The sequence below is a fragment of the Rhizobium sp. G187 genome, from assembly GCF_051549525.1.
Classification (GTDB): domain Bacteria; phylum Pseudomonadota; class Alphaproteobacteria; order Rhizobiales; family Rhizobiaceae; genus Allorhizobium.
The window spans coordinates 419,118-433,915 of sequence record NZ_JBPUGM010000003.1 but is presented as its reverse complement, the minus strand read 5'-3'; the positions used below and the strand labels follow the sequence as shown (position 1 = coordinate 433,915).

Here is a 14,798-nt window from a genome sequence, read left to right as displayed (position 1 = left end):
TCAAGCGACCCCGATGCGCAACAGGTCGTGGAAGTGGATGAGGCCTATAGGGCAGTGATGCTCGTCAACCACGATCAGCGCGCCGATGCCATGTTTGTTGATCATGGCAGCGGCCGTCGTTGCCAGTTGATCGCCCTTGATCACCTTCGGATTGCGGGTCATCACGTCATCGACCGTCAGCACGGACAGGTCGCGCGCAAGGTTACGCGCCATGTCACCTTCGGTGACGATGCCGCACAGCCTGCCATCGCCATCAACGACACCGACACAGCCAAAATGCTTGTGCGAGAGAACCTTGACCGCGTCCGGCATCGATGTGCCGAGCGGTACCAGCGGCACCCGCGCCCCGGTATGCATGATCTCACCGACATGGGTGAGCGCCGCTCCCAGCTTTCCGCCAGGATGGAAGGTGCGAAAATCGCCGGGGCCAAAGCCGCGCGCTTCAAGCAGCGCAATCGCGATCGCATCGCCCATGGCCAACTGCAGCACGGCGGAGGTCGTCGGCGCCAGACCATGCGGGCAGGCTTCCTGCACCTTGGGCATCAAGAGCACGACATCGGCATTGCGCGCGAGCGTCGAGGTCTCGCCGGCGGTGATCGCAATCAGCGGAATGGAAAAACGTCTGGAAAAGCTCAGGATACCCTGAAGCTCTGTCGTCTCGCCGCCCCAGGACAGGGCGAGGATCGCGTCGTCTTCGGCAATCATGCCAAGATCGCCGTGATTGGCCTCAGAAGGATGAACGAAGAAGGCCGGCGTGCCGGTCGATGCAAAGGTGGCCGCGATCTTCGTGCCGATATGGCCGCTCTTGCCGACCCCCGTGACAATCACCCGCCCGGTGATCTCGCCGATTGTGCGCACAGCATTGCAGAAGGGCTCAGCCAGCGGCCCCGCCAGCGCCTCCTCAAGCATCCTCATGCCCTCCCGTTCGGTCGAAACGACACGAAGGGCAGTCTCTGTTGCATTGGCTTCGACGAGTTGGACGGCGCGCTTGATCATGCCCGTCCCATACTGCGTTTGGCAGAGCCTGTCCACCGGACCAAGGTGGGGGCACAGGATCTATCAGCCATGCAGACCCGTGATCGAAACCAAACATTAACCGTCCCGCTTTACGTTTGGGTAAGCATTCGAGACCGTCGGACAAGCAGGATGAAACGCGTGGAGACTTCAAAGGCAAGCGGCATGCGCCGCAGGGGCAGCAAGGCATTTGCCGTGCTGCTGGCCAGCCATGTCTACACCGCCCCTCTTCCCGTCTTCGCCCAGCAGGCCCCGTCGCAGCCAACAGCCGCGACGTCTACCGCCACACCGGGCCTATTTTCGACCAGCTGGTCGCAGCCGCAGCGCGCCAGCGAAGAAGTCGCTGGCTTTGAAGCCGAGGGCGTAACCGCCGAGAATGGGGCGACAGAGAGCGGCGAGACCACGGCTTCAGGTCAAGCAGCGGCGAACGGAGCGACACCGGACCCAACCACCGTCACCGGCAGCCTTCCGGCGACAGAGGCCGCCGCTGACGATGGGCTTGCCCGCGACGAGGACCTTCTGCGCCAGAACCTCCCCGAAGGCAAAGTCGATGGCGTAGGCGCCGGCCCGTTGCGCTCGGACGAAGATGAAACCGGCATCCGGCTTGGCAGCTTCATCCTTCGCCCCTCGCTCAGCCAGCAACTGGGCCACGAGCGCCAGAAGACTGCAAGTGGCCGCGAAAGCCGCACCTTTTCCGAAACCGGCCTCAAGGGCACGCTGACGTCCGACTGGTCGCGCCACGAATTGAGCGTGACCGGCGATGGCGCCTGGCAAGAGACCCTCAACGGGGAAGGCTCAGACAAGCCCCGCGCAGCACTCGATGCGCGCCTCAGGCTCGATCTTTCCGACGACACGATTGTCGGGGTCACCGGAAACTACAATTTCAGTCGCGAAGATACGGATGATCCAAATGCCCTCGCCGGTGCTGCCGTCCAGTCCGGCGTCAACCAGTATGGCGGTGGACTGTCGATCGAGCGCGATTTCGGCCTGATCCGCGGTTCGCTGTCCGGCGATGTCACGCGCTACCAGTATTCCGATGCCGAACTCTCCGATGGCACCACAGTCCAGCGTAGCGAGCGTGATCGCATCCGTTCCACCGTAACCGGACGCGTCACCTACGAGCTGTCGCCGGCTCTGATGCCCTTCGCTGAACTGACTGGTGGCCGCATCCATTATGACGAGACCCTCGACAGCGCCGGCTTCCGCCGCTCGGCCGATGTCTACGGCGCAAAGGCCGGCGTCATGCTGGATCTCGGAGAAAAGCTGCGCGGTGAACTGGCGCTTGGCCATGAGCAACAGCGGTTTGACGATAACCGCCTGTCCGATCTCAAGGCGCTGACCATCGACGGCAATCTCGCCTGGTCGCCACGCGAAGGCACGACCCTCGATCTTGCGCTCGATACAAGCATCGATCCCTCGACCACAGCCGGGGTCAATGGTTCGGTCATCCACCGCCTGACGGCAAGCCTCGCCCACGACATCAGGTCAAACCTCGTGGCCCGCCTGACAGGCGGCACCACGCTGACGCGCTATGAGGAAGAGAATTCGGCCTCGGACACGACGGCCTATCTCGCCGGTGCGGGGCTCACCTGGAAGGTCAATAGCCATCTCGACGCGACGGCTGATCTTAATTTCGAGCGGACCCACTATCAGTCAGGGACCGACAGCGACACGCTGACCGCGCTGATCGGCCTGACCGCCAAACGCTGACGGTCAGCCGATCCGCAGATGCTTACTTCAAGGCGGCCAGAAGCGCCTTCAGCTGATCTTCGATGACAGGGCGGATGTCTTCGCGTTCGATCGCAAAGGCGACATTGGCGAGGATAAACCCGTCCTTGGCGCCACAGTCGAAGGTCTGGCCCCGGAAGTGGTAGCCTGCGAAATCCTGCTCCTTGGCAAGTCGCAGCATGCCATCGGTCAGCTGGATCTCGTTGCCGGCACCGCGTTCCTGGGTTTCCAGGATCTCGAAGATTTCCGGCTGCAGGATGTAGCGGCCGTTGATGAAGAAGTTGGAAGGGGCAGTTCCCTTGGCTGGCTTCTCGACCATTTCGGTGATCTTGAAGCCGCCTTCGAGCGTCTCGCCAACGCCGACGATGCCGTATTTATGCGCCTGGTCGGGGGCACATTCCTCGACTGCGACAATATTTCCGCCGGTTTTCTCATAAAGTTCGACCATGCCCTTGAGGCAGCCCTTTTCAGAGCGCATGATCATATCAGGCAGGAGAAGCGCGAACGGTTCCGTGCCGACGATATCGCGGGCGCACCAGACGGCATGACCGAGGCCGAGCGGCTCCTGCTGGCGGGTGAAGCTGGTTTGGCCAGCGGTCAGCTGCAGCGAGTCAAGCAGAGACAATTCGGCATTCTTGTTGCGTGACTTGAGCGTCTGCTCAAGTTCGAACTGGATGTCGAAATAGTCTTCGATGACGCCCTTGCCGCGGCCCGTGACGAAAACGAAGTGCTCGATCCCGGCCTCGATCGCCTCGTCGACGACATATTGAATGACCGGCTTGTCGACGACAGTGAGCATTTCCTTCGGCACAGCCTTGGTCGCGGGCAAAAAGCGCGTACCGAGACCGGCAACGGGAAACACGGCTTTACGAAGTTTTTCAGGTCGAACCACACATTCCTCCTGGAGGATCTAATCGATTAACGCATCGCCACGCATGTGCCAGTAACATACATTTGCTTAAAAAAGGCAAAGGCAAAACGAGACTGGGCCGCGTGGTAAAGAGTTTGTTGACGCACCCGCATTAACCTGGCGTGAACAGCCTTTGTTCCGGCTGCAAACCGTAGAACCTACCGGGAGATGCCCATGACAAGACACCGTCCCACCCTCTTCGGCGCCATTGCCCTCGCGCTGTCCACGGTCATGATGCCGCTGGAAGCCTCTGCCGATGCCGGTTTCCAGAAATGGATCCGCGACTTCTATCCGACGGCAGCCAAGAGCGGCATCACGGAAAAGACCTATCGTCAGGCCTTCAAGGGCGTGACGGAGCCGGACAGGTTTGTCTTGGAAAAGGCCGCCTACCAGCCGGAATTCAAATCCGAGATCTGGGATTATCTCGACAGCCGCGTGAACCCCTACACCGTCAAGGTGGGTCAGGAAATGCTCGCCAAGCATGGCGGTTTGCTGACCGCCCTCGAACGCCACTTTGGCGTCGACAAGCATGTGATCCTCGCCATCTGGTCGATGGAATCCAATTATGGCGCAGCGCTCGAGCGTCCGGATCGTCTGCACAATGTGCCAGGCTCCCTGGCAACGCTTGCCTATGCGGACAAGAAGCGCGCCAAATACGCCCGCACGCAGCTGATTGCCGCGCTGAAAATGCTTCAGAACGGTGATGTTACCAACAAGAACCTGATGGGCTCCTGGGCCGGTGCCATGGGTCACACCCAGTTCATCCCGTCGAGCTACCTGCTTTATGCCATCGACGCCGATGGCAATGGCACGAAGGATATCTGGCACTCGGTCCCGGACGCGCTGGCAACCGCTGCCAATCTGCTGGCCAAGAACGGCTGGACCACTGGCCGCACCTGGGGCTATGAGACCGTCGTTCCGCGGGGCGCGGCCAAATATGCCGGCCAGACCAAGACGCTGGCACAATGGGCGGCCCTCGGCTTCACCCGTCCGAACGGTCGCGGCTTCCGCGATGGCTCTGAGCGCGCCGAACTGAAGATGATGGCCGGCGCCGGTGGCCCAGGCTTCCTGATGACGAAAAACTTCTTCACCATCAAGCGCTACAACAATGCTGACAGCTACGCGCTGGGCGTGGGCCTGCTGGCCGACGAGATCGCCGGCTACAGCGGCATGCAGCAGCGCTGGCCACGGCCGGATGCCTCGCTCGACGTCAAGGAAAAGTTCGAACTGCAGACCCGCATGCAGGCCATGGGCTATTATGACGGCAAGATCGACGGCAATTTCGGCTCCGGCTCGCGTGCTGCCATCTCCGCCATCCAGGCTCGCCTCGGCATGTCCGCCGACGGCCAGCCGTCTCGCCAATTGCTTGACGCGCTGCGGAACTGATGCCAGGCCAACCGTCCGGTGACGGACGCGCATTGACGAATACGTCGTCGCGGGAGAGAATTTCACTCGCGACGACCAGCGGCTGCGCGGGTTAAAGTGGCTTGTACCAAGGCCAACCGGACGGAACCAACCGGACGGGCAATGCGGAGGAGTTTACCAATGCACAGCAAAGCAATGCAAACGGCGCGCCGCGCCTGTGCGCTGCTGCTTGGCCTGCTCATCGCCCTATCCACGCTTATTCCGGCCGCAGAGGCGCAGCAACCGGAGCGTCGCCGCACCCTGATGGATCTCTTCTTCGGTGATCGCCAACCCCGGTACCAGCCCGCACCGCCCCCGCGCGATGTCCGTCGCTCGCAGCGTCAGGCAGAGCCCCGTGCAAGAACAAATCGCAGCGTAACGACGATCAAGACCCGCCAGCCGGCTGCACGGGCCGAGGTGAAGCCGCCACCGCCGGCAAAGCTGGAAACGGCGAAGAAGGTGCTGGTCATCGGCGATTTCGTCGCGGGCGGGCTCGGTGACGGCCTGAAGATCGCCTTCGAGGATTCGCCGGGCGTCGTGGTCGAGACCCGCTCCAACGGTTCCTCTGGCCTTGTCCGCGCCGATTATCACGACTGGGCCGGCGAACTGCCCCGCCTCATCGAGGAAATCAAACCGACCGTCGTGGTCATCCAGATTGGCGCCAACGACCGGCAACAGATGGTGACGGACACTGGCCGCCTGGAATTCCGCACCGAAGAATGGTTCGCCGCCTACGCCGCGCGTGCAACCGCCCTCGGTCAGATCGCGACCCAGGCCCGCATCCCCCTCGTCTGGGTCGGGCTCACAGCCTTCCAGTCACCAAGCATGACGGCAGACACGCTGCGGCTCAACACGATCTACCAGACGACCGCCGAAAAGCTCGGCGGTGAATTCGTCGACGTCTGGGATGGCTTCGTCGATCAGGACGGTCGCTTCATCGTGACTGGCTCTGACATCAATGGCCAGCCGGTGCGTCTGCGCGGCAGCGACGGCATCAACTTCACGGCCTCCGGCAAGCGCAAGCTCGCCTTCTATGCCGAAAAGCCGCTGCGCCGCCTGCTTGGTGACATGACCAGCCCGGATCTTGTCCGCCTTGACGCCAGCAACCTGCCGAACCTCACAACGCTTGCCCCAACCGAGACGCGCCAGGCGATGACCACGCCGCCGATCGACCTGTTCGACCCGGAACTCGATGGCGCAACGGAACTGCTGGGGGCCAGCACAAAGCCGGTCCGTTCTGCTTTTTCGACCCCACGCGAGCAACTGGTCGAAACCGGCAAGCTACCGGATCCACCGCCGGGCCGCGTTGATTATGTCCGCCTGCCGGCTGCGTCGACCCCACAGGGCCAGACGGCGACGCCCTGACCGGCATCACGGCCAGACATCCAGCACCGCAAGACAAAAAAAGGGGCCGCCCGCCGGCGACCCCTTTGTCATTCCATCACCGCCACGCTTAGCGCGGCAAGATGCTTTCACCCATCAGCGCCTCGTCAATCGCGCGCGCCGCCTGACGGCCCTCACGGATGGCCCAGACCACCAGCGACTGACCACGGCGCACGTCGCCAGCGGCCCAGAGCTTGTCGACGGATGTCTTGTAGTCCTTGTCATTGGCGACGACATTGGTCGAGCCGCGACGGTCGGTATTGAGCGTCAGGCTGCCATCCAGTTCCTTGAGCACGCTATCGGTGAAAGGACCGGAGAAGCCGATGGCGATGAAGGCGAGATCGGCCTTGATGATGAATTCCGTGCCCGGGATCGGCTTGCGCTTCTCATCCACCTGGCAGCACTTCACGCCCGTCAGCACGCCATCTTCGCCGACGAATTCGAGTGTCGCCACCTGGAATTCGCGGTTGGCGCCCTCGGCCTGACTGGACGAGGTGCGCATCTTCGTTGCCCAGAACGGCCAGACTGCGAGCTTATCCTCGGTCTGGGGCGGGCGCGGACGGATGTCGAGCTGGGTAACCTTCACGGCGCCCTGACGGAAAGCGGTACCGACACAGTCCGACGCCGTGTCACCACCGCCGACCACGACGATGTGCTTGCCACCGGCCAGGATCGGATCGGCAGGCCAGCCGACGCTGTCGATGTTTTCGCGACCGACACGGCGGTTCTGCTGGACCAGATAGGGCATCGCGTCATGAACGCCCTGAAGCTCCACGCCCGGAATGCCGGCTTCGCGCGGCGTTTCCGACCCACCGCAATAGAGCACGGCGTCGTAGTCGGTCCGCAGCTGCTCGACGGTCACGTCGACACCAACATTGACGCCGTAATGGAAGGTCACGTTTTCGCCCGTCATCTGCTCGACGCGGCGGTCAATGAAGTTCTTCTCCATCTTGAAGTCCGGGATACCGTAACGCAGCAGGCCACCGGCCTTGCTTTCGCGCTCATAGACATGGACTTCATGGCCAGCACGACCAAGCTGCTGGGCAGCGGCGAGACCCGACGGGCCGGAGCCGATGATCGCCACCTTCTTGCCGGTATGGATCGTCGCCGGCTGCGGCACGATGAAGCCAAGCTCATAGGCCTTGTCGGCAATCGCCTGCTCGACGGTCTTGATCGCGACCGGCGCATCTTCGAGGTTCAGCGTGCATGCTTCCTCGCAGGGCGCCGGGCAGACGCGGCCCGTGAATTCCGGGAAGTTGTTGGTGGAATGGAGGTTGCGGATCGCCTCCTCCCACTTGTTGTTATAGACGAGGTCGTTCCAGTCAGGGATCTGGTTATGGACCGGACAGCCGGTCGGACCATGGCAATAGGGAATGCCGCAATCCATGCAGCGCGCCGCCTGCTTGGTCACCTCGGGATCCGACATCGGGATGGTGAATTCGCGGAAATGGCGGATGCGGTCGGAGGCCGGCTGATACTTCGCCACCTGCCGGTCGATTTCCATGAAACCTGTAACCTTGCCCATTTTAAAGTCCTGCTAATCTGAGCTTCAACTGCACGGCCGAGCCGTGGGCGGCGACATCCCGGCCCATCCGGGATGTCGAGGTGGCAATCATTCGGCGGCAACGCCCATGCGCATGCGTTCCATCTCCTCAAGCGCACGGCGGTATTCCACCGGCATGACCTTGCGGAACTTCGGACGATACTCGGCCCAGCTGTCAAGGATCTGCTTGGCACGGTTGGAACCCGTGTAGTGCAGATGGTTCGAGATCAGCTGGTAGAGGCGCTCCTCGTCGTGGCGGGTCATGTCGCCCGACACGTCGACGAGGCCCTTGTGCATGAGATCGCCGCCGTGATGGTGCAGCTTCTCCAGCATGTCGTCCTCTTCCGGAACCGGCTCGAGTTCGACCATGGCCATGTTGCAGCGCTTGGCGAAATCGCCGCTCTCATCGAGCACGTAGGCGACACCGCCCGACATGCCGGCTGCGAAGTTGCGGCCGGTTTCGCCGAGCACGACGACAACGCCACCCGTCATGTATTCACAGCCATGGTCACCCACGCCCTCGACCACGGCAATCGCACCCGAGTTGCGCACGGCAAAACGTTCGCCGGCCACGCCACGGAAATAGCATTCGCCTGAGATCGCGCCGTAAAGCACGGTATTGCCGACGATGATCGAGTTCTCCGCCACGATCCGCGAGTTTTCCGGCGGACGAACCACGATGCGGCCACCCGAAAGACCCTTGCCGACATAGTCATTGCCATCGCCCACGAGGTCGAAGGTAATGCCGCGCGACAGGAAGGCCCCGAAGGACTGGCCGGCCGTGCCGGTCAGCGTCACATGGATCGTGTCGTCCTTCAGGCCCTTATGGCCGTAGCGCTTGGCCACTTCGCCCGAGAGCATGGCACCCGCAGACCGGTCGACGTTCTTGATGTCGACGTCGAAGACGACAGGCTGCTTGCTCTCAAGCGCCGGCATGGCCTTTTCGATCAGCTTGCGGTCGAGGATATCGATGATCGGATGGCTCTGCTTCTCGGTCCAGTAGGTGGCGGCCTTCGGCGCGTCGACCTTGTGGAAGATCTTCGAGAAATCGAGTCCCTTGGCCTTCCAATGGGCGAGCATCTCGTCCTTTTCCAGCAGTTCGGAAGCACCGATGATCTCGTCGAGCTTTGTCACGCCGAGCGACGCCAGGATCTCGCGCACTTCTTCTGCAACGAAGAAGAAGTAGTTGATGACGTGCTCGGGCGTGCCCTTGAAGCGCTTGCGCAGGACCGGATCCTGGGTGGCGACGCCAACCGGGCAGGTATTGAGATGGCACTTGCGCATCATGATGCAGCCGGCCGCGATCAGCGGTGCCGTCGCAAAGCCGAATTCGTCGGCGCCCAGAAGTGCACCGATGATGACGTCGCGACCGGTCTTCAGACCACCATCGACCTGCAGCGCGATGCGCGAACGCAGACCGTTCAGCACCAGCGTCTGCTGGGTCTCGGCAAGACCGATTTCCCACGGCGAACCCGCATGCTTCAGCGAGGTGAGCGGGGATGCGCCCGTGCCGCCATCGAAGCCCGAGACGGTGATATGGTCGGCGCGCGCCTTGGCGACACCGGCGGCAACCGTGCCGACGCCGACTTCCGAGACGAGCTTGACCGAGACATCGGCTTCCGGGTTGACGTTCTTCAGGTCGTAGATCAGCTGTGCCAGATCTTCGATCGAGTAGATGTCATGATGCGGCGGCGGCGAAATGAGGCCGACGCCTGGCGTCGAGTGACGGGTCTTTGCAACCGTCGCATCGACCTTGTGGCCGGGCAACTGACCGCCTTCGCCGGGCTTGGCACCCTGCGCCACCTTGATCTGCAGCATGTCGGCATTCACAAGGTATTCGGTGGTCACACCAAAACGGCCGGACGCGATCTGCTTGATCGCCGAACGCTCGGGGTTCGAGGAACCGTCCGCCAGCGGCAGGTAACGATCGCTCTCTTCGCCGCCTTCGCCGGTGTTCGACTTGCCGCCGATCTTGTTCATCGCAATCGCCAGCGTCGTATGCGCCTCACGGCTGATCGAGCCGAAGGACATGGCGCCGGTCGAGAAGCGCTTGACGATATTAACCGCGGGCTCGACATCGTCGATGGACACAGGCTTGCGACCGAGCGCTTCCGCCGACTTGATCTTGAACAGGCCGCGAATGGTGTTCATCCGCAGATTGCTGTCATTCACCATTTCGGCGAACTCGCGGTAGCGATCCTGACTGTTGCCACGAACGGCATGCTGCAGCGACGCGATGGAGTCCGGGCTCCAGGCGTGATTTTCACCCCGCATGCGGTAGGCATATTCGCCGCCGATATCGAGCGTGTTGGCGAGAACTGGATCCTTGCCGAAGGCCGAGGTATGGCGGGCAACGGTCTCTTCCGCGATTTCCGCAAGTCCGACACCTTCGATCGTGGTGGCGGTCCCGAAGAAATACTTGTCGACCAGCTCCGACGACAGGCCAATCGCATCGAAGATCTGCGCGCCGCAATAGGACTGGTAGGTCGAGATGCCCATCTTGGACATGACCTTGAGAATGCCCTTACCCACCGCCTTGATGTAGCGGTAGACGACTTCATCATCCGATACTTCCGGCGGGAACTCGCCATGCTTGTGCATGTCGAGCAACGTGTCGAAGGCGAGATAGGGGTTGATTGCCTCGGCACCGAAGCCGGCGAGACAGCAGAAGTGATGCACTTCGCGCGGCTCACCCGATTCCACGACAAGACCGACGGAAGTGCGAAGCCCCTTGCGGATGAGGTGGTGATGCACGGCAGCGGTCGCCAAGAGCGCCGGGATCGCGATACGATCCGGGCCGATCTGACGGTCGGACAGCACGATGATGTTGTAGCCGCCGCGCACGGCCGCTTCGGCCCGCTCGCAGAGGCGGTCGAGCATTTCCGGCATGCCTTCGGCGCCGCGCTCCACGTCATAGGTGAAGTCGAGCGTCTTGGTGTCGAAACGGTCTTCCATGTGACCGATGGAGCGGATCTTTTCGAGATCGCCATTGGTCAGGATCGGCTGGCGCACTTCCATGCGCTTGGCGTTCGCGGCACCCTCGTGATCGAGAATGTTCGGACGCGGCCCGATGAACGAGACGAGGCTCATGACGAGCTCTTCGCGAATCGGATCGATCGGCGGGTTCGTCACCTGCGCGAAGTTCTGCTTGAAATAGGTGTAGAGCAGCTTCGACTTCGACGACATGGCCGAAATCGGCGTGTCGGTGCCCATCGAGCCAATCGCTTCCTGGCCCGTGGTCGCCATTGGCGACATCAGGAGCTTGGTGTCCTCGGTCGTGTAGCCGAAAGCCTGCTGGCGATCGAGCAGCGATACGTCACGACGCAGCGCGCGGGGTTCCACCGGCTTCAGGTCTTCGAGGATGAGCTGGGTGCGATCGAGCCATTCGCGGTAGGGATGGCTGCCAGCAAGAGACGACTTCACTTCCTCGTCGGAAATGATGCGACCTTCTGCCATGTCGATGAGCAGCATCTTGCCCGGCTGCAGGCGCCACTTCTTGACGATCCGCTCTTCCGGCACCGGCAGCGTACCGGCTTCGGATGCGAGAATGACGCGGTCGTCGTCCGTCACCAGATAGCGAGCCGGACGCAGACCGTTGCGGTCGAGGGTCGCACCGATTTGGCGGCCATCGGTGAAGCAGACGGCGGCAGGACCATCCCACGGCTCCATCAGGGCTGCGTGATATTCGTAGAACGCCTTGCGCTCCTTCGACATCGACTGGTTGCCCGACCACGCTTCTGGGATTAGCATCATCACGGCATGCGCCAGCGAGTAACCGCCACGCTGCAGGAATTCGAGCGCATTATCAAAGCAGGCCGTATCCGACTGGCCTTCATAAGAGATCGGCCAGAGCTTGGAAATGTCGTCGCCGAAGAGTGGCGAGGAGACGGACGCCTGACGCGCCGCCATCCAGTTGACGTTGCCGCGCAGCGTGTTGATTTCGCCGTTATGGGCAACCATGCGGTAAGGATGCGCGAGCTTCCACGACGGGAAGGTATTGGTCGAGAAGCGCTGGTGCACGAGGGCAACCGCCGACTCAAAACGCGGATCGCTAAGGTCCTTGTAATAGGCGCCGACCTGATAGGCGAGGAACATGCCTTTGTAGACGATCGTCGAGGACGACAGCGAGACCGGATAGAAGCCGGTTTCCTGGCCGCCATACTGGTCGTAGATGCGGTTGGAGATGACCTTGCGCAGCAGGAACAGGCGACGTTCGAACTGTTCCTGGGTCGCGGCGTCACGGCCGGCACCGATAAAGACCTGGATCTGGCGCGGCTCGGTCGCGGCAATCTCGGGCGCCTTGGACAGCGAGGAATTGTCGACCGGCACATCGCGATAACCGATCAGGTGCTGGCCTTCGTCAAGACAGACTTCGGCAATGACCTTCTTGAAATGCGCGATCTGCTCCTCATCCTGTGGGAAGAAGAAGTGACCGACGGCATATTCACCGGCCTTCGGCAGGGTAATGCCCTGGGCTGCCATTTCCTCGCGGAAGAAGCGATCCGGGATCTGCACCAGAATACCGGCACCATCGCCCATCAACGGATCGGCGCCGACGGCACCGCGATGGGTGAGGTTTTCCAGAATGAACAGGCCGTCCCTGACGATCTGGTGGGACTTCACGCCCTTCATATGGGCGATGAAGCCGACACCGCAGGCATCGTGCTCGTTCTTCGGATCGTAGAGGCCCTGCTTCGGAGGCAGGCCCGCGCGCACGACCGGGCCGGCGGCGGCCGTATCCACAGCGGTGGATCGCATGATCTCTTCGGATGACGTGACCTTCGTCATTGCCTTTTCCTCCGTTAATGCCGGTCTAGCCGGCTTGTTTGCCGAGAACCCGGCGCAGATGGGCGCCAGCGATGCTGCCGAGATCCTGACAGGACCCTGTGACCATCGCTTGACGCCCGAAAACTTTCGCCCCGGATCTTCAAATTACGTCAGTCATTCTGACCTAATTCCTGGTGATCCTATGCCAGAAACAAGAGGTCCATGCAAGGGTGTGCATGGAAAATTAACGGGGACCGCGACGTTAAGTTGCCAGCAGACAGGGCTTGGCGCAATTTCCTTTCTTCGGCAAAGACCGCATCAACAACTTCTTGCGGACTGATCATTTCCGGCATGTTCCGCCGCAGACCGCATTGCTCCCATTGGAGAAATGCCTAAGCTTCGAGCATCCTCCCCCCCATCTTCAGGAATGATGCCATGTTCTTCGCTTCCGACAACTGGTCCGGCGCCCATCCCAGGATCGCTGAAAGCCTCACCCGCTTTGCCTCCGGCTTCGCCTCTGCATACGGCACCAGCGACCACGACAAGCTCATCGAAGCGAAGTTCAACGACATGTTCGAACGCGACGTGGCGGTGTTCTTCGTCGCGACCGGCACGGCGGCCAACTCGCTGGCGCTGGCCAGCGTCGCCAAGGCTGGCGGCGTCACCTTCTGTCACTCCGACGCGCATGTGAACGCTGACGAAGGCGGCGCACCGGAATTCCTCACCGGCTCCACGCGCCTGTTCCCGGTCGAAGGCGACAATGGCAAGATCGATCCGCAAGCCCTCGACATCGCTGTTTCGCGCTTCGACGTGCCCTCCGTGCATCACGGCCGCCCCATGGCAATCACCGTGACCCAGGCCACTGAAGCCGGCACCGTCTATACGCTCGACGAACTGGACGCGATTGCCGCGATTGCCCGCGAAAAGAAGCTGCCGCTGCATATGGACGGCGCCCGTTTTGCCAATGCACTTGTTGGCCTCAACGCCTCCCCCGCAGAAATGACCTGGAAACGCGGCGTCGACATCCTCTCCTTCGGCGGCACGAAGAACGGCTGCTGGTGCGCCGAGGCGATCATCTTCTTCAAGCCGGAAATGGCAGAGGAAATGCCCTATATCCGCAAGCGCTCCGCCCAGCTCTTTTCCAAGACCCGCTTCATCTCCGCCCAGCTTGAAGCCTATCTCGAGGGCGATCTCTGGCTCGAACTGGCGCGCCATTCCAACGCCATGGCCGATAGGCTGCGTCAGGGCCTGACCGCCAAGAACTCGGCGCGACTCGCCTGGGACACCCAGGCCAATGAGGTCTTCGCTGTGATCGACCGGCAGGCAGCAGCCCGTGCGCGGGAAAATGGGGCCACGTTTTACGATTGGCTGCCGCCCCGCGAAATGCCGCATTTGCTCAACGAAAACGAGACACTGATCCGTCTGGTCACAAGCTTTGCCACCACGGCAGACGAGGTCGATCAATTCATGGAAGTCGTTTGAGAAGATCGTTTCTTACACTCGGAACTCCTCACTAAACTACAAAAAACATTGAGTTTTCAAAGGCTCTTCTTCCGATCATGGTGTTTCTGCCAGCCCCAATTAGGGCTGGCGGGAACAACCGATTGAACCTCCGAGGAGAAGACCATGACCAAATCCACGCTCAACACTGCAGCCCTTGCCGCCGCCGTTACCATGGCGATCGGCAGCGCAGCGCTCATGTCCGCACCAGCCGTCGCCCAGGAAAAGGAACGCTGCTTCGGCATCTCGCTCGCCGGCAAGAACGACTGCGCCGCCGGCCCGGGCACGACATGCGCCGGCACGTCCAAGGTCGACTACCAGGGCAATGCCTGGAAATACGTCGCCAAGGGCACCTGCATGACCATGGCCCTTCCCGACAGCCGCATGGGCTCGCTTGAAGCCCTCGACCGCGACCTCCCCAAGGCCTGATCCGAAAGGTCCAGAGCCGAAATCGGCATCTGCGGGCACGCCCCGCGGATGCCGCCTTCACCTGCCCTTGGGATAGTCAGGAGCCTAGCCATGTCCGCCCCCGCCTCGATACATCGTGCC

General features: G+C 61.8%; 9 protein-coding genes. 5 read left to right on the top strand and 4 right to left on the bottom strand.

Going from position 1 to position 14,798, the window contains the following annotated elements:
- Positions 1-996 (bottom strand): KpsF/GutQ family sugar-phosphate isomerase, encoded by a 996-nt coding sequence (locus ACSV9I_RS11225; RefSeq protein ID WP_438328943.1) that lies wholly within the window; start codon positions 994-996, stop codon positions 1-3.
- 150 nt (positions 997-1,146) lie between these two features.
- Between ACSV9I_RS11225 and ACSV9I_RS11220 the strand changes: the two genes are divergently transcribed.
- Positions 1,147-2,724 carry an outer membrane beta-barrel protein gene (locus ACSV9I_RS11220; RefSeq protein ID WP_438328942.1) on the top strand — a complete coding sequence of 526 codons (1,578 nt, stop codon included), beginning with the start codon at positions 1,147-1,149 and terminating at the stop codon, positions 2,722-2,724.
- 22 nt (positions 2,725-2,746) lie between these two features.
- Here ACSV9I_RS11220 and galU read toward each other — a convergent pair whose 3' ends face one another.
- The gene (galU, locus tag ACSV9I_RS11215; protein ID WP_054157114.1) at positions 2,747-3,634 is read right to left on the bottom strand and encodes a UTP--glucose-1-phosphate uridylyltransferase GalU; all 888 of its coding nucleotides are present in this window, start codon (positions 3,632-3,634) and stop codon (positions 2,747-2,749) included.
- 192 nt (positions 3,635-3,826) lie between these two features.
- On the opposite strand from galU, the gene ACSV9I_RS11210 reads away from it, so the two are divergent.
- The gene (locus ACSV9I_RS11210) at positions 3,827-5,038 is read left to right on the top strand and encodes a lytic murein transglycosylase (protein ID WP_054157113.1); all 1,212 of its coding nucleotides are present in this window, start codon (positions 3,827-3,829) and stop codon (positions 5,036-5,038) included.
- A gap of 159 nt (positions 5,039-5,197) precedes the next feature.
- Positions 5,198-6,421 carry an SGNH/GDSL hydrolase family protein gene (locus ACSV9I_RS11205; protein ID WP_438328941.1) on the top strand — a complete coding sequence of 408 codons (1,224 nt, stop codon included), beginning with the start codon at positions 5,198-5,200 and terminating at the stop codon, positions 6,419-6,421.
- 88 nt (positions 6,422-6,509) lie between these two features.
- Here the strand turns inward: ACSV9I_RS11205 and ACSV9I_RS11200 are convergent, their stop codons facing one another.
- Positions 6,510-7,964 carry a glutamate synthase subunit beta gene (locus ACSV9I_RS11200; protein ID WP_438328940.1) on the bottom strand — a complete coding sequence of 485 codons (1,455 nt, stop codon included), beginning with the start codon at positions 7,962-7,964 and terminating at the stop codon, positions 6,510-6,512.
- A gap of 87 nt (positions 7,965-8,051) precedes the next feature.
- Positions 8,052-12,770 (bottom strand): glutamate synthase large subunit, encoded by a 4,719-nt coding sequence (gene gltB / locus ACSV9I_RS11195; protein ID WP_438328939.1) that lies wholly within the window; start codon positions 12,768-12,770, stop codon positions 8,052-8,054.
- A gap of 414 nt (positions 12,771-13,184) precedes the next feature.
- Between gltB and ACSV9I_RS11190 the strand changes: the two genes are divergently transcribed.
- Together ACSV9I_RS11190 and ACSV9I_RS11185 are read left to right on the top strand one after the other, a co-directional pair.
- Positions 13,185-14,231 carry a threonine aldolase family protein gene (locus ACSV9I_RS11190; RefSeq protein ID WP_438328938.1) on the top strand — a complete coding sequence of 349 codons (1,047 nt, stop codon included), beginning with the start codon at positions 13,185-13,187 and terminating at the stop codon, positions 14,229-14,231.
- 144 nt (positions 14,232-14,375) lie between these two features.
- A complete protein-coding gene (locus tag ACSV9I_RS11185; protein WP_054157110.1) occupies positions 14,376-14,678 on the top strand; it encodes a BufA1 family periplasmic bufferin-type metallophore in 303 nt (100 codons plus the stop codon).
- Positions 14,679-14,798 lie beyond the last annotated feature (120 nt).